Here is a 20314-nt window from a genome sequence, read left to right on the forward strand (position 1 = left end):
TTATATGAATCAATCGTTAGGACTATTAGAAGTAAAAGGCTTGTTAGGCGCCATTACCATGTCAGATGTCATGGTAAAAGCATCTAACGTGCACGTAGTAAATATTGATAGAGCTAATGGTTTTGGTTGGTTTACTGTGAAAGTAGTAGGCGATGTGGGAGCTGTACAATCAGCTGTTGAAGCAGGCGCTATGGTGGCAAAAGAGATGGGTTGTTTCGTAAGTTCTAAAGTGATTCCAAGAGTATCGCAAACCGTTATCGATGTATTCTTGCAAGAAGAAATGGTACCTGCGAAGGAAGAGCCGATAGCAGAAGTTGTAGAAGAACCTACAGTAGAACCTGAGCCAGTGGAAGAAACACCTTCTGTTCCCGTGACAGGAGAGGTGGACCCAGCGGTAGAAACCGTAATAGTGGAACCAGTAGAAACAACAGAAGCAACTATAGCAGAAGCCATTTCTGAGCTAACAAACATTGTGATTGGTGAAGAATCTACACCATCTACAACAGAAGTAGCACCAAAAGCTACAGGATCTAAGAAATCAACAAAATCGACTAAAACTAAAAAGAAAAGTAGTTCTAAAAAATAAGGAGGTTTATCATGAATAACGCATTAGGCATGGTAGAAACAAAAGGTTTAGTAGCAGCTATTGAAGCAGCAGATGCAATGGTAAAAGCATCGAATGTAGAGTTAACTGGCTATGAAAAAATCGGTTCTGGTTTAGTAACAGTAATGGTTCGCGGTGATGTTGGTGCTGTTAAAGCAGCTGTAGAAGCTGGTGCAGTAGCAGCTGGTAACGTAGGACAAGTTGTATCTACTCACGTAATTCCTCGTCCACATCACGATGTAGAAACATTGTTGACTAAATAGTAGGATAGCCTTTAGTAAGGAGGATGGACATGGATATTTATGATTCAGTCCGAGACATTATTGCAAACATAGAGCGCGTACCATCCACTACACAAGAGGGGATTGCCCCCATTGGGCAAGCAGCACAGTGGTTGAGACATACGGGAATTACCGTTGAATCCGTGGTGGATACTGTCGTTGAAGCCTGCGAACAAGAGGCGAAACGATTGGGGATTCCTGTAGTGATTGCTATTGTGGATGCTAGCGGATCGTTAGTATATCAACGGCGTATGGAACGAGCTTTAGGTGTGAGCATAGAACTAGCCCCTAACAAGGCCTATACAGCAGTCTCTTTTCGATGCGGAACAGAGAAGCTAGGACAGATAGTGCAACCAGGGACTCCTCTTTATGGTGTTGAGACGATGGTGAAAAGACCCATAGTCTTATTTGGCGGTGGTGAGCCACTAATGCTAGGAAATCATCTAATTGGTGGTCTAGGCATTAGTGGTGGCACTGTAGAAGAAGATGTGCTCATAGTGAACGCAGGACTACGAGCTTTTCAATCATATATACAAGGGGCGTAATTATGGAATCATGGTCTTTTAAAACTCAAATTTTTACGGGACAAACCGAAAATTCTACCAATGGTACCAAAACAGATGCCTTAGAGAGACTTCGAGTACTTGAAGGAGAACGCGTTTTTATTATCTGTGATCCTTTTCTAGAAGGAACACCAGCATTGCAAACTGTGATTAACTTTGTGAATACCAATAATACATATGTAGTGTATTCTGATGTTGTACCAGACCCTCCTATTGATTCTATTGTTAAAGGAGTAGAGGTTCTACATAAAGAACAAGCCACAGTTATGATTGTCATTGGTGGTGGCTCTGCTATTGATACAGCGAAAGGAATCAACTATTTCTGTAAAACTATTTATGGTGTAGGAGTTAAAAAATTTATTGCCATTCCTACAACAAGTGGTACAGGATCAGAAGTTACATCCTTTGCGGTTATCACAGATACAAAAACAGGGATAAAATATCCTTTGGTAGATGAAAGTTTATTACCAGATGAAGCGATTTTGACAACATTCTTTGTAAAATCTGCGCCAGCCAAGGTAACTGCTTATAGTGGAATGGACGTATTGGTACATGCTATGGAAGCATTAGTAGCCACAGAAGCTAACCATTTTACAGATGCATTAGCAGAAAAAGCGATAGAATTAGTCATTAAAAACTTACCAATATGTGTAGAGCGTGGAGCAGATGAAGCAGCTCGAGCAGCGATGCATGAAGCATCCTGCATGGCAGGTCTTGCATTTAACCAAGCGGGTCTTGGTATTACCCATGCCTTAGCACATCAATTAGGCGGGCAATTCCATGTACCGCATGGCTTAGCTAACTCTATGCTATTGCCGTATGTCATTATGTATAATGCAGCCAACTCTAATACGGCTAAATTAAAATACATTTCGATTGCACAAAAACTCTCCTTAACCACCGAATCTGATGATGAAAGTGTACAAATAGCCGCTTTAGTGCGCTGTGCACAATCTTTAGCGCGTCGAGTGGGTTGCATTATAACAATGAAAGAGTTTGGTGTTGATGAAGTTTCCTTTAAGGAATCCTTCCCTACATTAGTGCAACAGGCAATGGTGGATCGTACCTACCCAGGTAACCCATATGCAGCCACAAAAGAAGATTTAACACGTATATTAACATGTATTATATGAGGTAACACATATGGATGCTACACAAGTGTATGTTAGTGAATTTATCGGTACAGCTATTTTAATGGCTTTCGGTAGTAGTTGTAACGCTGGATTATTACTTAAAAATACAATCACAAGCGCAATTAAAACAAACTGGATTGGTTTGATGTTTGGTTGGGGATTTGCAGTTACATTTGCAGTCTATGTGGCCGTTCACTTAGGTGGGGTAGGACACTTGAACCCAGCATTAACGATTGCTTTTGCAGCAGGTGGATTATTCCCTCCTGAGTTAGTAGTGGGGGCCGTTATCGCTCAATTATTAGGTGGCTTTGTAGGAGCAGGAATTACGATGCTACATTATTATCCTCACTTCAAGATTACTGGCCCAGATGAAGGAAACTGCGTAGGTATTTTTGCCACAGGTCCAGCTTGTGATGAACGCGCTTGGAACTTACTATCTGAAGTGATTGCTACGTTCTTATTCATCTTTTGTGTACTTTTCTTGGGACCTATGGCCGATGGCTTAGCACCACTTATTATTGGTTTCCTTGTAGCAAGTATCGGTTTCTCCTTCGGTGGAACTACAGGCTTTGCTTTGAATCCTGCTCGTGACTTTACTCCACGTTTGGCATATGCAATTTTACCACTTCCTAATAAAGGAACTGCTAATATGGGTTATGCATGGGTACCGATTGTAGGACCAACTATTGGTGCACTGTTAGCAGTGGGTGCATTTAACTGGCTACATGCAGCTTTACATTTATAATTTGAAAGGGGGGGATATCCGATGCTAGATAAGCAACGTATCATTCAAGAGTCAGTGCCAGGGAAACAAGTCACATTGGCCCATGTGCTGGCGAATCCTAAACGGGACTTATACAGTAAATTAGGTTTGGATAGCGAAGGTCGTAGTGCTGTAGGTATTTTGACGATTACTCCAGGGGAAGCAGCTATCATAGCAGGAGATATGGCCTCTAAAGCAGCGAATGTACATATCGAATTTATTGATCGATTCTCAGGGGCTGTGCTGATATCAGGAGATGTTTCCAGCGTAGAGGTATCACTCTCTAGTGTATTACAGGGATTTTCGGAATTGCTACAGTTTAGCGTAGTTCCTCTTACAAGGAGCTAACCGTGGATACCTTGCGTAGTACTCTGTGGGTTGGTAGCACCTATAGTCATGTGGAAACCGTGGTACAACGTCTTTTGGGCGTAAAGAAGATCTTATCACGACCGATGGCGGTGTATCGTGAAGGCAATTGTGTGCTAACTCCTGGAGAGTACATTGAAAATCCTTGGTATTTTTCTGCTCTTTTAGTGTCATCCTACGATGTGGATACAGTGGTATTGGGCTACCGCTTAGGAGAACCATTTAATCCCTATCCACCAGCTACGGCAGGAGCCTTTAATCGCAACGTAGTAGGCGTTGTAGTTATGAATGATGTATTAGATACGTCTCAGATTGGTGAAAGTGTTCGTCTACTGCAACTTGCGGGTGCTAATGACATCTGTGTCGTAGTAGATCATGCAGAAGACATACAAGATATAAACTTCATACAAGGTATTCCTATGGTGCCCTATGGATACGAAGCTCTTAGAGAGATGTTATCTGTAAAGGAATAACATCACCATGGTGTGCGGATAGAAGAGCACCTTCCTTTGTGGAAGGTGCTTTTTGGTATACGGCGATAGTTGATAAATAAAATTCATTTTACTTAGGCCTATATATATAGTATGATGAAATGGAAAAACCTCTTTCAAATAATGGAACAGGTTGGAAGTAATACATATGTTAGAAGCCTTATAGGATATAAGGTGATAATTTGTGTTCTACAATGGGCATGTAGGCACAGTATGTTAAGTAGCAAGTGGCTACAGTAAGGAGAGTAATGATGAAAGGGAAGGCATTACGTTTGGCAATTTTTGCGGGATTACTTGGCTCAACAGCGAGTGTATTGAGTACACACGCTATGACTGAAACGGAGTCAGTAACGGTTTTAAATCCAGTAGTTGTAACAGCACAACGGTTTGAGACAAAAGATTTAAATACACCTGCTGCAGTAACAGTATTAGATCAAGCAGATTTGAAAAACTCTGGAGCAAAGAGTATTTTTGATGCTGTAGGTCAATCAACAGGAATTACGACATTTAGCTATGGTCCTTTTGGGTTAGAATATGGGGCTATGGATAGCCGTGTTAACATTCGTGGCCTAGAAAGAAGCGCTTTAGTCTTAGTGAATGGAGCACCAATCAATCTAGATGGTAAAAATAGCTTAAATGGTTTGATGATGGACAATGTGGATCGTATTGAAATTGTTCGTGGTGCTGGTTCAGCTCAATATGGTTCAGAAGCATTAGGTGGCGTTGTGAATGTCATCACAAAATCCCCGACTAAAGCACATGCTACTATTGAAACACGTATCGGTAATGAAGGATATAAAAAATACGCAGCAACAGTAGGCACCGATACAATTGAAATTTCCACGTCGAAAGAATACTATGGAGCACAAGAGAGAACTTCTCCTGATCGTAGCGATCGATATTATTATAATATGAGAGATAAAGGATATGCTCATAATGTAGCCGTGAATATAAAGCCACATGACTACGTAAGAGTTAACTATATGCGTCAGCAAAGTGATTCTACATATGGACAAATGAGTACTTTAACAGAAGCAATTATAAAAAATAACAAGAAGTTTAAAGGGAAAGATCCATTAAAAGAATCTAAACAGTATCATTATCGGGATATTAAGAATAATGCGTCCATTATATATGATGATGCTACAACAAGAGCTATGGTATTCTTTAATAACCGTAAATTAGTAGGTGAATCTCGTGATTTAAAAACTTTAACATTTAATCAAAATGATAGTAACTATGCGGCTTATAAAGTAGGTGCAGAGGCACAACATACATGGAAATTACATAAAGGTAAAGATACAGCCGTATTAGGATTCATGGGAGCTCACGAGTCCTACGAAGGAATTTCAGTAAAAAATAGTGTAGTGCGAGCACACCGTAATGTAGCTGCTGTATATGGAAGTTATGAGTTCCAAGTTACTCCAATGTTCAGTACTACTATTGGTGGACGGTATCAAGTAATTGATGATCCAGCTAAGGATCAGCATGTCTTTACGCCACAATGGCAAACCATGTATAAGCTTGATGATTCAAGATCTATTTATACCAATATTGGTAAGGCTTTCACGATGCCAAATCTTCATGATGTGTATCGTTGGGCTACTGATCCGAAGAAGAAAATGGAGCCACAATACGTAAAACTTAGTGGGGATAATCTAAAACCAGAAGAAGGTTGGAATTATGAAGTGGGGTATAAACAAGTAAATGCCAAAGATTCTTGGAGAGTAAGTGTATATCATATGAAATTTAAAAATTTCTTTGACTGGGCACCAAATCCTGTTGATGGTCGTAATACATTGCGCATTAATGGTGGCAAGTTCCTTAACACAGGCGTTGAGGTAGAATATAAATCCCATATCACAGATGATTTGATGATGACTATTGGCGGATCCTACTCAAATCCTAGAAAACAACCGACTAAATCTACAGTATGGGAACAAAGTGCTCCTAAAGTAGAGTTAAACCTAGCGTTAGATTATGAAAAAGATAAATGGCAAGCTGGTATGGTTGCCTCTTGGTGGGGAAAACGGTTATTAAATCGTGATGGACAATATAACCCTGATTACATCAATGTGAATGCCCATGTAAACTACAGCCCTAATGATTCGCAAACGATTGGGTTCTATGTGAATAACTTATTAAATCGCCATAATGTAATTACTCATGGTGCTTACGAATACTGGGATTCACCACGTAATTACTATGTGAACTATTCCTATCATTTCTAGTAGGTACAGTATGAAACATTCTATTTTACTCATCACATCCATGACGAAACATTGGCAGTGGGCTAAAGAAATAGAACAACAATACACAGATGAGACTATGTCCGTGGGCATAGTCTTTCTGTCATGTGAAGATGTGTCATTAGAAGGTGTACGGAGAGACATCGATGCAGCAGATATTGTGTTGTTTACGCATGTAGGGAGTACCTTAGATACGCCTTTGGTAAAAGGGGTTCACAAATATATTACACAGAAACGAGTTCCTTATGTATTAATTTTTCATGACTCTTCGTCCGATGTGCAGAGATATGGTGTGGGGGACAGTGATATCGATCAAATCCAGGCCTATTTACACCAAGGTGGAACAGAAAACTTCTATGGATTATGCCAATATATGCTGTCTTTGCGAGGCTATACAGAGCAGGAACAACCGGTGAAAGAATTACCGTACCAAGGTATTTTAGGTAGGCAGGGCGAAGTGTATCCATCCTATGAGGAGTATCGTAAGGACTACCATCATAGTGGTCCCGTGGTAGGCATTTTTTTCTATCGTGATGAATGGGTGCAAGGCCAATTAGACTACCCCTACGAACTGTATGATCGTGCATTAGAGCAGGGTCTATCTCCTGTATTAGTATTTGGTCAGTACAGCAATAAATCAGATGGACAATTACGGTGGTACGATTGTTGGGATACTTTGTTTGCTCATCAGGTAAAAGAGACCATATCTCTCATCATTAATACATGTAAATTCTCCATTATTGGCTTACAAGGTGCGAGTCGTGATGAAATGGCTAAGTTAGGCATCCCTATCTTGCAGGGCTTCGTCACGTATACGAGCTTTGAAAGTTGGCAAGCACGATCTCAAGGATTAGAGCCGATGGATATATCCTTTTCCCTGTCACTGCCAGAAATGGATGGCATTTTAAATGGACACATTGTGGGGACCAGAACTTATGCAGAGGAAAGAGGATATTATTTTAAACCTTACTCCATAGGCATTGAAAAGCTATTAGCTCAAGCCAAGCGATGGATTGCATTACAAGAAAAGAAGAAAGCAGATGTAAAGATAGCTCTATTTCTTCATAATTATCCTCCGAAAAATTCGCATATCGGCAATGCATGCGGTCTAGATACCCCAGAATCTGTACTTCGATTGCTAGAAGAATTGCAACATACGGGATATACAGTGGAAGGGATTCCTCAAACGAGTGAAGAACTCATGACGATACTGACCAAACATGCTACGAATGATGTAGACTGTTTGACAGATAGGGCTATCAAGAAAGCTCCTAAACTTCCAAAAGCACTGTATGATACATGGTTTTCAAAGTTGGACAGTAGCACTCAAGAATCTTTACTCCAGCATTGGGGACAGCCTATAGGTGAGATATTTGTAGAAGATGATGAACTTATCATTCCAGGCGTTGCTTTTGGTAATGTATGGGTTTTGGTACAGCCACCACGTGGATTTAGTGATAATCCTGATGCTCTGTACCATTCGCCAGATATTCCGCCAACCCATCATTATGAAGGGGTGTACCATTGGGTGCGTACAGTATTTCAAGCAGATGTGGCGATCCACATGGGCACCCATGGTAACTTAGAATGGCTACCTGGTAAGGGCACCGCCTTAAGCAAGTTTTGTTATCCTCAATTAGGTATTGAAGATATCCCTAATCTATATCCGTACTGGACAACTATTGTCGGTGAAGGTATCCAAGCCAAACGGCGTAGCCATGCTGTCTTACTTAGTTATTTATCGCCGCCTATGAAGCGGTCCGGCTTATATGGTGACTATGAAACGTTGGAACGATACCTTGATGAGTACGACCATATGAAAGCACAGGAAAAAGGTCAGGAACAAGTAGTACTAGGATATATTTTATCTTCCATAAAAGATTGCCATTTAGAGCATCTCTGTGAAAAGTATGGATTCTTTCAACAAGAAAGACAGCAGTATTTTGACCAAGATAGAATGGTGACAGATGAGGAGTGGTGCCACCTAGCAGAGTCGATTGGCAGTGACGAAGCAGAAGAATTGTTAGGGGATATTCATAATTATTTGATGGATATTCAAAACCGTCATATTCGTTGTGGATTGCATATTTTGGGGCAAAATCCAACTACAGAGGAAGAAGATGGGTATATTGATGCTTTCATAGACATGCATGGTGTGCCAGACGATGCACAGAAAGAAACTCTCTGTGCACAGTATGTAGAAGGGCTGCGTCAAACTACAGAAGAAATGTGCCAATTGTTACGAGGATTGGAAGGCAAGTATATTCCTCCCAATATTGGTGGTGCTGTTACTAATGGTGGTATCGATGTACTACCTACGGGGCGGAATTTTTATGGTGTCGATGAACGGACATTACCGACCGTGCCTGCCTACGCCATCGGTTGTGAACTAGGCGATGCGTTGCTCAATGAATATATTCGAGAAGAACAGCGATATCCAGAGGAAATTGGTATTGTCTTGTGGGCTGACAATACGCAACGAACTCACGGTCAATGTATTGGTGAAGTATTCTATTTATTGGGTGTACGACCAGTTTATACAGGAAGTCGTGTGTCCGATTTAGAAGTCATACCTCTAGAGGAATTGGGGCGACCACGCATCGATGTAACAAGCCGTATTAGTGGACTATTCCGAGATATGATGCCTACCGGTGTCATGTGGATTGCAAGAGCTGTGCAAATGGTAAACGCTCTTGATGAAGATCATAGTGTGAATTACGTAAAAAAACATATAGACCTGGATACAGCTACGTTAGTAGAAGACGGTATGGACTATGAAGAAGCTATCAAAGCAGCATCGATTCGTGTCTTTGGTGATGCACCAGGAGCTTATGGGGCAGGGGTAAACCAAATTTTAGAACAAAGTAATTGGTCGACTCGTGAAGACTTAGCCAATGCCTATGTTACATGGGGCGGTTATGGATATGATGAACAGGGGGATATTATCCCAAGCCATCAACAGTTTCGTAAACGGTTAGGTTCCATTGAAGTGACCGTGAAAAATGAAGATAATCGAGAGGTTAGCTTATTAAGTACAGATGATTTCAACGCCTACCACGGAGGGATGATTGCAGCTGTAGAATCGATCAAAGGTGTACAACCGAAATCATTCATAGGTGATACAACGTACCGCAAGGATATTTTGGTGCGATCGTTAGAAGATGAAATTCAGCGGCAATTCCGCAGTGAACCAATGAACCCTATTTTTATAGAGGGGATGATGAAACACGGTTACAAGGGGGCTGCTGATATGGCTTCCTATGTACAACATACCTATGAATGGGATGCTACCAGCGATATGGTGCAAGATTGGATGTATGATGGATATACAGACGAGTATGTCATGAATCAGGACGTACAGGATTGGATGCGTCAAGTCAATCCTTGGGCCTTAGGGGCTATTTGCAATACGTTATTGGAAGCAGAACAACGAGGCCTTTGGGAGGCTAGTGAGGACCGCAGAGAAGGATTGCGAGAGGTAGCGATGTCTTTGGAAGAAGATCTAGAGGGGTATTATGATGAATCGTAGAATACTGTGTTTACTAGTCAGTATGTTGCTGTTAGGCGGAATTCTAATAGGTCTTACTAGCTGGATTTCTGCAATTACTCATAGTGAACCACCTAATCTTATACAAGGAGAACAACGAACAATCATCGATGATTGGGGACGAACGATTACTGTTCCTGTGGAAGCGAAGCGAATTGTCTCTTTAACCTCTGCCTATGAACCTATATTATTAGAGATGGTAGGGCCTAGTCGATTAGGGGCTGTTAGCTTTCTATCAAAAACAAAGGGATATGGGCCGAACTATGAACTGGCAAAATCTGTGAAAGTCTCTTTATACTCCTATGCGGTGGAGAAAATTGTATATTTACACCCTGACTTGGTGATTGCTCCAGAGTATACAAGCCGAGATGTACTAGATGGATTAGAGCATATGGGAATTCCTGTGGTCATCATTAGCAGTCCTAAAACAGTACAAGAAACTGTAGCCTTAGTAGAGCGATTGGGATCGGTTGTTGGAGCAGAGGATAAGGCTCGTGACATGACTGCTAAGATGCAACAAGATATAGAAGAGGTAAAAGCTCTATCTGCAGACACAAAAGGGCAAGTCGTGATTTCTATGTCATCCATGGAAGGCTTTTCAGGGACGGGAAGCTTGTTTGATGACATGACCCGTGTCATGGGGCTTGTGAATGGACCGAGCCACTTAGGATATGCACCGAGGACTGCTTTCACGGAAGAGCGCATTATTGAAATGAATCCTGATGTGATTCTCATACCAGTGTACGACAAAAGTGAAATGGCGTGGCAAACACTATACCGAGATAATCCAGGATTGCAAACGGTAAAAGCGGTGCAAGACCATCGTGTGTTGCCCATGGACGCATCCAATTTATATGCTGGAAATCAATTCATCGGTACATCTATGAAAGATATTTTGCGCATCGTTCGAGAGAGCGAGAAAGGAGAAGGCAACCATGAATAGACCGTGGTTCTATATGGTTGGCATGATAATACTGCTATTGGTGCTTATTGTCGTGTCCTTGTGTATGGGTATTATTCCCATCAGTGCTAGTGATTTCTTGCATTTAACAGAGGAGCAAGAACGAGTTTTATATTTTATACGTTTGCCTAGAATTTTAGTGGCTATTTCTATTGGTATGGCCTTGGCCATTGCAGGTGCAGTCATGCAGGGCGTATTTGGTAACCCGTTGGCAGATCCAGGCATAATGGGCGTTGTATCTGGGGCTTCCACAGGGGCTGTGATTGCGGTAGCATTAGGGTTGTCATCGGTGAGTGCCTATTACATGCCATCCTTTGCATTTATCGGCGCCTTGACAGCTCTAGGTATTACAATGCTCCTCAGTTGGTATAAAGGGCGGATGGACCCTCGCATTTTATTGTTAGCAGGGGTCGCTATCAGCATGCTGTTGGGAGCCTTGACATCTGGAGTTTTAACGTTGATGAATGAATATCGTTTGAAAGAATTTTTATTCTGGATGGTTGGTAGCTTAGAGTATCGCCGATGGGACCATGTGGCCATTGCACTGCCTGTCATTGCGGTAGGAACAGCGATTATTATAGCCTTGAGTAAACATTTAAATATTTTAGTGATGGGCGAAGTAGAAGCCAGAGCTGTAGGTATGAATACCAATCGGTATCGTATGATCTTCTTGCTCTTGTCGGCTATGATGACGGCTATTTCTGTATGCGTAGGCGGTAGTATTGGGTTTGTGGGTCTTGTGGTGCCGCACATGGTGCGCCTCTTAGTAGGACCTGACCATCGCCTTGTGATACCTGCCTCTGCCTTGGGGGGCGCTTGTTTTGTGTTGTTGTGCGATACATTGGGACGCACCTTATTCCATCCTGTAGATATACGAGTGGGTATTATGACGGCCTTATTAGGAACGCCATATTTCTTATTCCTCTTACATCGTTTGAAAGTGAAAGGAGGTTCTCTATGAGTGACGTAGTATTGCGCTTAAAACAGGTATCTGTATACCATGATGGACAACCGATCGTTCAAGATGTAACCAAAGACTTTTACAAAGGGGAATGTATTGGTATCATTGGGGCGAATGGGAATGGTAAAACCACATTGCTCAAAGCGATTCGCCAGCTATTACCCTATGAGGGGCATATTTATGGAAATGGACAAGATTTGGCGAAACAGTCGGATACGTTTATTGCCAAAACGATGAGTTATATGCAACAACAAGCGGAGATTCCTTACGCTTTTAGCGCCGAAGAAATCGTTATGACGGGTCGTTATGCGTACCAATCTTGGTGGGATAGTGAAAGCGACGAAGATCGTCGTATTGTGCAAGAGGTGATGGCGTATACAGGAGTATCGCATTTAAAAGATCAGCGGTTAGAACAGGTCAGTGGTGGAGAAAAACAGCGCATTTTATTAGCTAAATCTCTAGCCCAAGAAACAGACATTATGCTATTAGATGAGCCAACTTCTGCCCTCGATAAAGGCCATAGTGATGATATGTTCCGATTCTTTCAACATTTGTGCAAGCAAGGAAAAACTATCATTACCGTTGTACATGATTTAGAATTAGCTGCTAAATACTGCACACGATTATTGCTTATTGGAGAGCATCGTGTCATTGCAGATGGCACGCCAGAAGAAGTGTTGCGCCCGGACTATATTAAACGGGCCTTTGATATGGATACAGATGTATTCAGAGATGAACGGTATGGACAATTGCGCATAGAAATTATCCCTACCAAAGGACGTTGGCAAGGAGAGTAATATGAGTAATCTATATCCTTTTACAGCCTTAGTAGGACAAGATCTAATGAAATTGGCCTTACTCCTCAATGCAGTAGATCCACGAGTAGGTGGTGTATTGATACAAGGTGATAAGGGAACGGCAAAATCGACGGCGGTACGAGGCTTAGCTAAGGTGCTGCCTATGCATCGTGATGGAACACCTATGAAAGTGGTGGACCTTCCTTTGCATTGTACGGAAGACAGATTGGTGGGAACTCTGGATATCGAGCGGATCTTGCAAGAGGGGAAGCAAGAGTTTTCCCCAGGCATTTTATTTGAGGCCCACGAAAATATTCTCTATGTGGATGAGGTCAATTTACTAGAGGACTACTTAGTGGATACATTGCTAGATGTAGCGGCCATGGGGGTGAATCGGGTCGAACGTGAGGGCATTAGCCATAGTCATCCCTCACGATTTATTTTGGTGGGTACCATGAACCCCGAAGAAGGTGCTATTCGACCACAATTGCTAGATCGCTTTGGCTTATCGGTGATGGTGAAAGCGGAAACAGACGTAGCCTTGCGGATGGAGGTATTGCGCCGTCGACTGGCCTTTGAAGAGAATCCGCAAGCATTTATTGAGTCCTACAGCAAGGACGATGAAGCGTTGCGTAAAACCATTGAAACAGCTCGTAAAGTATTGCCTACGATTGTGGTAGATACGAATCTATTAGAATTGATTGCCAATATATCGATTATCCTAGGCGTAGAGGGACATCGTTCGGATATTACCTTACTCAATAGTAGCCGCGCCTTAGCGGCGTTACAAGGGGAGCCCCATGTGACCATCGATCATCTGAAACAGTTGACACCTCTTGTGGTGGCTCATCGGATGAAGCGAAAACCTTTTGAGCAACGTGAATTTGATGAAAGTATGTTAAAGAATCTATGGGCTACGTATGAAGGAATACACAAGTAGTAGAAGCCAGAACTAACAACAAAGATTTTGTTAAAGGAGGTGAATGGTATGAGTGTACAAATAAATACAGGCATTCACCTCTTTTTGCAAGAACCTTTGTTGCGGACATTGCTTATTTCAGGTGAAGTGGGAACGGGAAAAACTTATGCCCTGTTGCAAGCATTGCATGATAGGGGCCGAAATTATATGACGATTATGTCTCACACAGATGTGAGTGCTATGCAGGAAGCGGTGGATATACAAAGGACCTTAGAAACAGCACAAATTGTAAAACAAGCACATCCTTGGGATGGCTATGATCTACTTATCTGCGAAGGATTGGATCATTTTGACCGGTCCATGTGGCTACGGATTCTTTCCGAGCAAAATCGGCGGTACGAAGCGGGAAGACCGCTACAAATTATGGCAACGTATACAGGAACAGAAGGGCTATCGCAATGGGTCTATGATATGGATTTGTGGATTCCCATAGAATCACCAGATGCGGACACTAGAGTACGGGTCCTAGCAGATAGAGACCATGCAGATACATATGAGAACGGTGCGATTCGTGAAAGGCACTACAGTGTAGGAACTCTTCGCACGGGAACCACAATAGATGTATATGGATTCCACAGAGAAGAACAGATTCCTCCTGAGGGAAAAGTAATGGCTACATTTGAAACCCATAGAGAAGAGCCGATTCGTCCTAAGGGGAAATTAATAGATGTACCTGGAATCCCAACCGTGCATGATAGCATATATACATATATTTCCAGTCTAGTAGAGAAATTCAACATTTCTTTTATGGGCATGGAATATATTTTACTAAAAGCAGCCATAGGCTTAGCTAGAGAAAAAGGCCATCAATTTGTGGAGCCTACCGATGTAGAAACAGTACTTCCTTGGACATTACCACAGAAAATGAAGAACCTAGTGACTCCTCCAACATCTCAAGATGGAGATGCACAGGATCCATCAGATCGAAGGACATCTGATAAGACAAGAACTGAACAAGAGAAACCGCAAGAGGCCAGTTCAAACCGAGAACAAGAGAACAATGGCTCACAAGGGATGGATAGGGAGAACGACCGTGATGAGCAAATAGGAAGAATGTCTCAGAGGATGACAACAGATAGCGATGAATCTCACGATGGACAATCAAAAGAGGAAACCACTCTGGAACTAGATCAGACAGAAGAGGAACTAGATGCTAGTCATGATGGAGGAGACAGAGAAAAAGATACTAACGGACAGGGCCAACGTAAGCCCAATACAGGTAAGATAGAGGAGTCCTTTACACTTTCAGAAACGGTGGAAACACAGGTGTTACATCTATATGGGATGTTGCAATCTGGATCCGAAAAGAAACAAATAGACATCAGTGCCGACGGTCGAGGCCCTAAGGTGCATCGTCAAGGAACTACGGGGAGAACCATTGCTTGGATTCCAACGATAGTACAAGGGATTATACGTAGCCGCCAACTACCTATTCGGCTAACCATAGAAGATGTCAGATATGCTATGCATCAGGAGATGCCAAAAGAAGCCATTTATTTAGTAGTTGATACAAGTGGATCTATGGGACAGAGAACACGATTAAAGGGGACCGAGAAGTTACTTTCACAAGTCATACAGATGATGTATGTGAAACGACAGTATGTATCGCTCATCACCTTTCAAAAGCAAGGAGCTCAATGTGTGGTGCCATTGACAAGGAGAATTGAGACCATCCCTAATGCATTGGAGGCAGCTAGGATTGGGGGAAGAACGCCTTTTGTGAAAGGTATTGAGGAAGCGGCAAAACAGATAGGTGTCGACATGTCTCAAATGGGGCACATACAGGCTAATTTAGTAGTCATAACGGATGGGAAGGTAACATCTCAAGCACTACAAGGGCTAGAACAAGTTGGTGACTGGCTTATCAGTCAGAGGATACAAACGATTGTAATTGATACCGATACTAGCTTTGTTCGTATGAATCGAGGGAAAGAGATTGCTCTTATGCTAGGGGCAGAGTATGTAAGGGTACAAGACATATAACCAAAGAGCATAGAATCTAACAGTTCCTTATTAAGAGAGGGACATCCCCCATACAGGGGTCTCAGAGGCGATAACAACATGTACATTTTACATGTTTGTTACCGCCTCTTTTTGTATGTAAGGATAACAAAATATACTCTTAATGAAGAAAAGTATAGTAATGCAAGGTAAGACAATGTTAGATAATTATTATTATCTTATAGATGAAAATCGATATACACTTTATATGTAGTGATAGAATCTATAGGTAATTATAGCTACCATATGCTACAATAGAATATAGAATCCAAGTTTGGTTTGGTAAAAGGTAAGGTGTAAATTATATATGGAAAAACGACAAGATTATTTGCAAATGATTGCAGGTGAGTCGGTGTCCCGCAGACCAGTTTGGTTTATGCGTCAAGCGGGGCGGAGTCAAGAGGCGTATCGCAAGATAAAAGAGCGATATAGCCTATTTGAGATTACTCATCAACCGGAATTATGTGCAAAAGTAACGGCACTTCCTGTTCATGAATATGATGTAGATGCGGCTATTTTGTACAAAGATATTATGACTCCTTTGGTACCTATGGGTGTGGATGTAACGATTAAACCTGGCGTAGGACCTGTCATTGCAAATCCCATACGTTCTCAAGAAGATGTAGCAAATTTACGTGATATTGTAGTAGAAGAATCGCTGGATTTTATGGTAAAAACAATCCAGATTCTTACGAAGGAAATACTTGCAGTACCGTTGATTGGCTTTGCAGGGGCTCCTTTCACATTAGCTAGTTACATGATTGAAGGTGGCCCTTCTAAGAATTACCAGAAAACTCGTCAATGTTTAGTGGCAACGCCTGAGATTTGGCATGCTTTGATGGAACGATTGACGACTATGTCCATTACGTATATGGAAGGTCAAATTCAGGCGGGAGTGAATGCAATTCAAATTTTTGATTCATGGATTGGTGCCCTTTCTATGGAACAATATGAAGGTGGCGTATTCCCCTATATGAAACGTATTATTGGGACCATTAAGGAACGATATCCTCATATTCCTATCACTATGTTTGGCGTAGGCACTAAGCATTTATTTCCTGTGTGGAAAGAATTGCCATTAGATGTAATCGGTTGTGATTGGAGGTGCTCCATTGCAGAAGCAAGCGCGATGGGTATCAAGCAAACATTACAAGGGAATTTAGATCCGGCCTATTTATTCGCAGATTGGAAAACGATTCAAGGTGAAATTGACCGCATCTTAGAAGAAGGTACTGCTCATGGAAAGCATATCTTTAACTTAGGCCATGGTGTTGTGCCAGATGCGAATCCGAAAGTATTGCGAAACATTGTGGAGTATGTACATGACAGAGGATAAAACAACACAAGAAGTTTGTGTATTGGTATTAGATTATGGTTCTCCTCGCTCTTTAAATGATATAGAAGAGTATTATACTCGCATACGGAGAGGCCATAGACCAAGTGATGAAGAATTACAAGGATTACGTCATAAGTATGAACGTATCGGTGGTCAATCCCAATTGATGGAGTCCACTGCGTGGCAAGTTAAGAGATTACAAGAAGAGTTACAAAACGAACTGCCCATTGCAAAGGTAACGGTGGTACAAGCACATAAATATATAGAACCACTCATCGCGGATGTAGCCAAGGAATTGAATCACTATGATACAGTAGTTGTACTCATGATGAATCCTTATGGAACAGACATATTAAATGCATCCTATCTAGAGCCACTGAAACTGTTTATGAATGACAGGTGGAAGATAGTGAAAAGTTGGGCGGACGCACCGACATTAGTGCAATCTTGGACAGAACGAGTACAGAAGACTATGCGTACATTGCCTGTTACGGCGAAACCGTTTTATGTCTTTACGGCTCATAGTGTGCCACTGATGCAAGGAATTTCCTATGATGGATATGTGCATAGTTTACAACGGGTGATGCAGTCCATGGCAGATCAATTGGTGTTGCCGAACGCTACCCTAGCTTGGCAAAGTGCAGGGACTCGTGGGGAATGGTTAACACCTACGGTGGAAGCTGTTACAGAACAAGCGGGCGCAGAAGGCTATACCCATGTGGTATATATTCCCATCGGCTTTACTTGTACCCATATGGAAGTGTCCTATGATTTAGATATAGAACGACAGGAACAGTGTGAACAGTTGGGGATGACCTATGTGCGAGTACCTATGCCAGACCATGATACTCTCTTTGTGAAAGCCATGGCGCACGGTGTAGTAACAGCTCTCTGGAAGGAGGGATAATATGAAAATAGCAATTATTGGTGGCGGTTTAACTGGCTTGTCTTCCGCTTATTATATGGGTAAGGCATTTCCTCATTGGGAGATTCATGTGTTGGAATCCTCTAATCGTTGGGGTGGAAAGGTGCAAACAAAACGCCATGATGGCTATGTGGTGGAAGTGGGTCCTGATTCCTACTTAGCAAGAAAAACAGCTATGACAGATTTGGTGAAAGAATTGGGATTAGGTGATACCTTAGTGCGTAATGCTACAGGAGAATCCTACATTTATCATCAAGGTCAAATGAAGCCTATTCCTGGAGGATCCATCATTGGTATCCCTACAGAATTTCTCCCTTTTGCTATGTCCAGTTTATTGAGTTGGTCTGGTAAAATACGTGCTGGATTAGATATTTTTAAGAAGCCATATCCAGGAAACGAGGATATGAGCATCGATGCCTTTTTCCGCTATCATTTAGGGGATGAACTAGTCGATGTATTAATTGAACCTCTCTTAGCGGGTATCTATGGCGGAGACTTAAAACGCTTAAGTTTACTGGGAACTTTTCCAGAATTTCGTCAACTAGAACAAAAGCATGGAAACTTGGTCAAAGGAATGATGGCTATGCAAGGTATGCGCAAACAATCTGGGGCTGTTACAGAAGGTCAATTTGCCCAGTTAACGGGAGGGTTAGAATCTTTGGTAGATGCGCTAGTGGAGCAAATGCCGAAGAACGTTTCTTTGCACACATCGACTGAGGTGCTAGAGGCATCTTACGCAGATAAGATTTATAGAGTGCAAACACAGAATGGTACAGACTCCTACGACCGTCTTGTGATCACTACTCCACCTAAAGCCTATGAAAGATTTTTTGTGGGAGATGAACAATTTGAAGACTTGCGGCATATGGAACAATCTTCTTGTGCCATTGTGATTATGAGTTTGCCGAAGTCAGCGTTTACAAAACCATTGCAAGGCACAGGATTTGTAATCACTCGCAGTACAGAGACACCATTGACGGCATGTACTTACATTTCTAGTAAATGGCCACAAACGACACCACAAGACAAGGTGGTACTGCGTGTCTTTTTAGGGAAGCCTACAGATTCTACAGTAGATACGCACAGTGAAGAAGAATTATGTGAATTGGCACTTTCAGAAATACGAAATATATTGAGGTTTACAGGAAATCCAGAATGGATGGAAGTAGTGCGGTTACAAAAAAGTATGCCTCAATATGAAGTGGGTCATAAAGATAGAATCGCAACAATCATGGACCATGTGGTACAGAACTATCCAGGATTGGCATTGATTGGAACGCCATTTAAAGGGGTAGGTATGCCAGATGGCATCAAACAAGCATATGAATTAGTAGAAGCATGGAAAAAAGAAACTAAGGAGGTAGTTCCTATGGATACACATATAGAATCTAACCACGGACATCATGGAGCAGGTCCATTGGAGGGGCGTCCAGAGTCTCACCATGGTCATCATGGAGTATTGTCTGTGGAAGGACGTCCAGAAATAACAGGACTAGAAAAAGTACCTGAAACGTACGAAGGTTGGTTTAGCTTGCACGCTAATTATTCCATTAATTTTGAAAAGTGGAGAACTTGGTCTGCTGAGCAACAAAGTGAAGCGTTGCAATCTTTCAAGGATTTTATTGGGAATTTAGAAAGAGCCCATGAAGCTCATACAAGTAGTTATGCTATGTACCAAATTAATGGTCATAAGGGAGATATTATGTTTTGGTTCTTGCAACCAAGCTTACAAGAGTTAAACGAAGTGGAATTACAATTGAAAAAATTACCAATTTTCAGTGTATTACAACCGGAATCTTCCTTTGTATCTGTTATTGAAGTAAGCAACTATGTAAAATCTCCAAAAGATCATCCAAAAGTGCAAGCCCGCTTATACCCTAAAATTCCAAGATTGGCTTGTATGTGTTTTTACCCTATGGCTAAGCAACGCAACTTGACAGATAATTGGTATATGTTAGATCGTCAAAGTCGTGGTAAAATGATGCGTTCTCATGGTCAAATTGGTAAAAAATATGAAGACACTATCAAAGAGTTTACTACAGGTGCATTTGGTATGGACGATTGGGAATGGGGCATCACCTTGATGAGTGATGATCCAATTCAATTCAAAAAAATCGTCAATGAAATGCGCTTTGATGAAGTAAGTGCTCGTTTTGGTATCTTTGGACCATTTACGATTGGCACCATTCTAGATATGAATGGCATAGATCATCTGTTTTTCTAATGCATCAATAGGGCAATACACTATAAAGAAATAGAATTGCGACAGGTTTGCATACTAGTACATACTGGACTGTATAACCTGTCGTATTTTTTTGCTTTCCTCAATGTGGGGGCACTCATCAAAGAGTTGTGAC

The 20314-nt window shown here is 41.7% G+C and carries 17 protein-coding genes; all 17 read left to right on the forward strand.

Going from position 1 to position 20314, the window contains the following annotated elements; translation table 11 throughout:
* Nucleotides 1-4: 4 nt before the first annotated feature.
* The 17 genes from EO115_RS08555 to hemG all read left to right on the forward strand — a co-directional run bounded on the left by EO115_RS08555 (nt 5) and on the right by hemG (nt 20181).
* Nucleotides 5-586, forward strand: coding sequence for a BMC domain-containing protein (locus EO115_RS08555; protein WP_126937831.1), 582 nt, complete (start codon nt 5-7; stop codon nt 584-586).
* 8 nt (nt 587-594) lie between these two features.
* A complete protein-coding gene (locus EO115_RS04700) occupies nt 595-867 on the forward strand; it encodes a BMC domain-containing protein (protein ID WP_303733696.1) in 273 nt (90 codons plus the stop codon).
* Between the two features lie 29 nt (nt 868-896).
* A complete protein-coding gene (locus tag EO115_RS04705) occupies nt 897-1430 on the forward strand; it encodes a heme-binding protein (RefSeq protein WP_126937832.1) in 534 nt (177 codons plus the stop codon).
* Between the two features lie 2 nt (nt 1431-1432).
* Nucleotides 1433-2581, forward strand: coding sequence for a 1-propanol dehydrogenase PduQ (locus EO115_RS04710; RefSeq protein ID WP_126937833.1), 1149 nt, complete (start codon nt 1433-1435; stop codon nt 2579-2581).
* Nucleotides 2582-2591: 10 nt separating this feature from the next.
* On the forward strand, nt 2592-3326 hold the full coding sequence (locus tag EO115_RS04715; protein WP_126937834.1) for an MIP/aquaporin family protein: 735 nt from the start codon (nt 2592-2594) through the stop codon (nt 3324-3326).
* A gap of 21 nt (nt 3327-3347) precedes the next feature.
* On the forward strand, nt 3348-3692 hold the full coding sequence (eutS, locus tag EO115_RS04720) for an ethanolamine utilization microcompartment protein EutS (protein ID WP_009353658.1): 345 nt from the start codon (nt 3348-3350) through the stop codon (nt 3690-3692).
* A 2-nt stretch (nt 3693-3694) separates the two neighbouring features.
* The gene (locus EO115_RS04725; protein ID WP_126937835.1) at nt 3695-4183 is read left to right on the forward strand and encodes a EutP/PduV family microcompartment system protein; all 489 of its coding nucleotides are present in this window, start codon (nt 3695-3697) and stop codon (nt 4181-4183) included.
* A gap of 266 nt (nt 4184-4449) precedes the next feature.
* The gene (locus tag EO115_RS04730) at nt 4450-6432 is read left to right on the forward strand and encodes a TonB-dependent siderophore receptor (protein ID WP_126937836.1); all 1983 of its coding nucleotides are present in this window, start codon (nt 4450-4452) and stop codon (nt 6430-6432) included.
* Nucleotides 6433-6442: 10 nt separating this feature from the next.
* Nucleotides 6443-9979 carry a cobaltochelatase subunit CobN gene (locus EO115_RS04735; RefSeq protein ID WP_126937837.1) on the forward strand — a complete coding sequence of 1179 codons (3537 nt, stop codon included), beginning with the start codon at nt 6443-6445 and terminating at the stop codon, nt 9977-9979.
* Nucleotides 9966-10940: an ABC transporter substrate-binding protein gene (locus EO115_RS04740; protein ID WP_126937838.1), complete on the forward strand. Its 975-nt coding sequence runs from the start codon at nt 9966-9968 to the stop codon at nt 10938-10940. The genes EO115_RS04735 and EO115_RS04740 overlap by 14 nt, the downstream gene beginning before the upstream one ends.
* Nucleotides 10933-11919, forward strand: coding sequence for an iron ABC transporter permease (locus EO115_RS04745; RefSeq protein WP_126937839.1), 987 nt, complete (start codon nt 10933-10935; stop codon nt 11917-11919). Before EO115_RS04740 ends, EO115_RS04745 begins: the two co-directional genes overlap by 8 nt.
* Complete coding sequence (locus EO115_RS04750) at nt 11916-12716, forward strand: ABC transporter ATP-binding protein (RefSeq protein ID WP_126937840.1); 801 nt, start codon at nt 11916-11918, stop codon at nt 12714-12716. Before EO115_RS04745 ends, EO115_RS04750 begins: the two co-directional genes overlap by 4 nt.
* A gap of 1 nt (nt 12717) precedes the next feature.
* A complete protein-coding gene (locus EO115_RS04755) occupies nt 12718-13656 on the forward strand; it encodes an ATP-binding protein (RefSeq protein ID WP_126937841.1) in 939 nt (312 codons plus the stop codon).
* Nucleotides 13657-13704: 48 nt separating this feature from the next.
* Complete coding sequence (locus EO115_RS04760) at nt 13705-15678, forward strand: VWA domain-containing protein (RefSeq protein WP_126937842.1); 1974 nt, start codon at nt 13705-13707, stop codon at nt 15676-15678.
* 325 nt (nt 15679-16003) lie between these two features.
* Complete coding sequence (hemE, locus tag EO115_RS04765) at nt 16004-17032, forward strand: uroporphyrinogen decarboxylase (protein ID WP_126937843.1); 1029 nt, start codon at nt 16004-16006, stop codon at nt 17030-17032.
* The gene (hemH, locus tag EO115_RS04770) at nt 17019-17939 is read left to right on the forward strand and encodes a ferrochelatase (protein WP_164724053.1); all 921 of its coding nucleotides are present in this window, start codon (nt 17019-17021) and stop codon (nt 17937-17939) included. Before hemE ends, hemH begins: the two co-directional genes overlap by 14 nt.
* 1 nt (nt 17940) lies before the next feature.
* Nucleotides 17941-20181, forward strand: coding sequence for a protoporphyrinogen oxidase (hemG, locus tag EO115_RS08470; protein ID WP_240628946.1), 2241 nt, complete (start codon nt 17941-17943; stop codon nt 20179-20181).
* Nucleotides 20182-20314: the final 133 nt, after the last annotated feature.

The organism is Veillonella sp. CHU740, assembly GCF_003992055.1.
Classification (GTDB): domain Bacteria; phylum Bacillota; class Negativicutes; order Veillonellales; family Veillonellaceae; genus F0422.

Excerpts from the sequence above, each read along its gene's own strand:
- EO115_RS04745 (WP_126937839.1), top strand. The coding sequence starts at position 10,933 with ATGAATAGACCGTGGTTCTATATGGTTGGCATGATAATACTGCTATTG.
- EO115_RS04710 (WP_126937833.1), top strand. The coding sequence starts at position 1,433 with ATGGAATCATGGTCTTTTAAAACTCAAATTTTTACGGGACAAACCGAA.
- hemH (WP_164724053.1), top strand. The coding sequence starts at position 17,019 with ATGACAGAGGATAAAACAACACAAGAAGTTTGTGTATTGGTATTAGAT.
- EO115_RS04755 (WP_126937841.1), top strand. The coding sequence starts at position 12,718 with ATGAGTAATCTATATCCTTTTACAGCCTTAGTAGGACAAGATCTAATG.
- EO115_RS08555 (WP_126937831.1), top strand. The coding sequence starts at position 5 with ATGAATCAATCGTTAGGACTATTAGAAGTAAAAGGCTTGTTAGGCGCC.
- eutS (WP_009353658.1), top strand. The coding sequence starts at position 3,348 with ATGCTAGATAAGCAACGTATCATTCAAGAGTCAGTGCCAGGGAAACAA.
- EO115_RS04735 (WP_126937837.1), top strand. The coding sequence starts at position 6,443 with ATGAAACATTCTATTTTACTCATCACATCCATGACGAAACATTGGCAG.
- EO115_RS04740 (WP_126937838.1), top strand. The coding sequence starts at position 9,966 with ATGATGAATCGTAGAATACTGTGTTTACTAGTCAGTATGTTGCTGTTA.
- EO115_RS04750 (WP_126937840.1), top strand. The coding sequence starts at position 11,916 with ATGAGTGACGTAGTATTGCGCTTAAAACAGGTATCTGTATACCATGAT.
- hemG (WP_240628946.1), top strand. The coding sequence starts at position 17,941 with ATGAAAATAGCAATTATTGGTGGCGGTTTAACTGGCTTGTCTTCCGCT.
- EO115_RS04715 (WP_126937834.1), top strand. The coding sequence starts at position 2,592 with ATGGATGCTACACAAGTGTATGTTAGTGAATTTATCGGTACAGCTATT.
- EO115_RS04760 (WP_126937842.1), top strand. The coding sequence starts at position 13,705 with ATGAGTGTACAAATAAATACAGGCATTCACCTCTTTTTGCAAGAACCT.
- hemE (WP_126937843.1), top strand. The coding sequence starts at position 16,004 with ATGGAAAAACGACAAGATTATTTGCAAATGATTGCAGGTGAGTCGGTG.
- EO115_RS04705 (WP_126937832.1), top strand. The coding sequence starts at position 897 with ATGGATATTTATGATTCAGTCCGAGACATTATTGCAAACATAGAGCGC.
- EO115_RS04730 (WP_126937836.1), top strand. The coding sequence starts at position 4,450 with ATGATGAAAGGGAAGGCATTACGTTTGGCAATTTTTGCGGGATTACTT.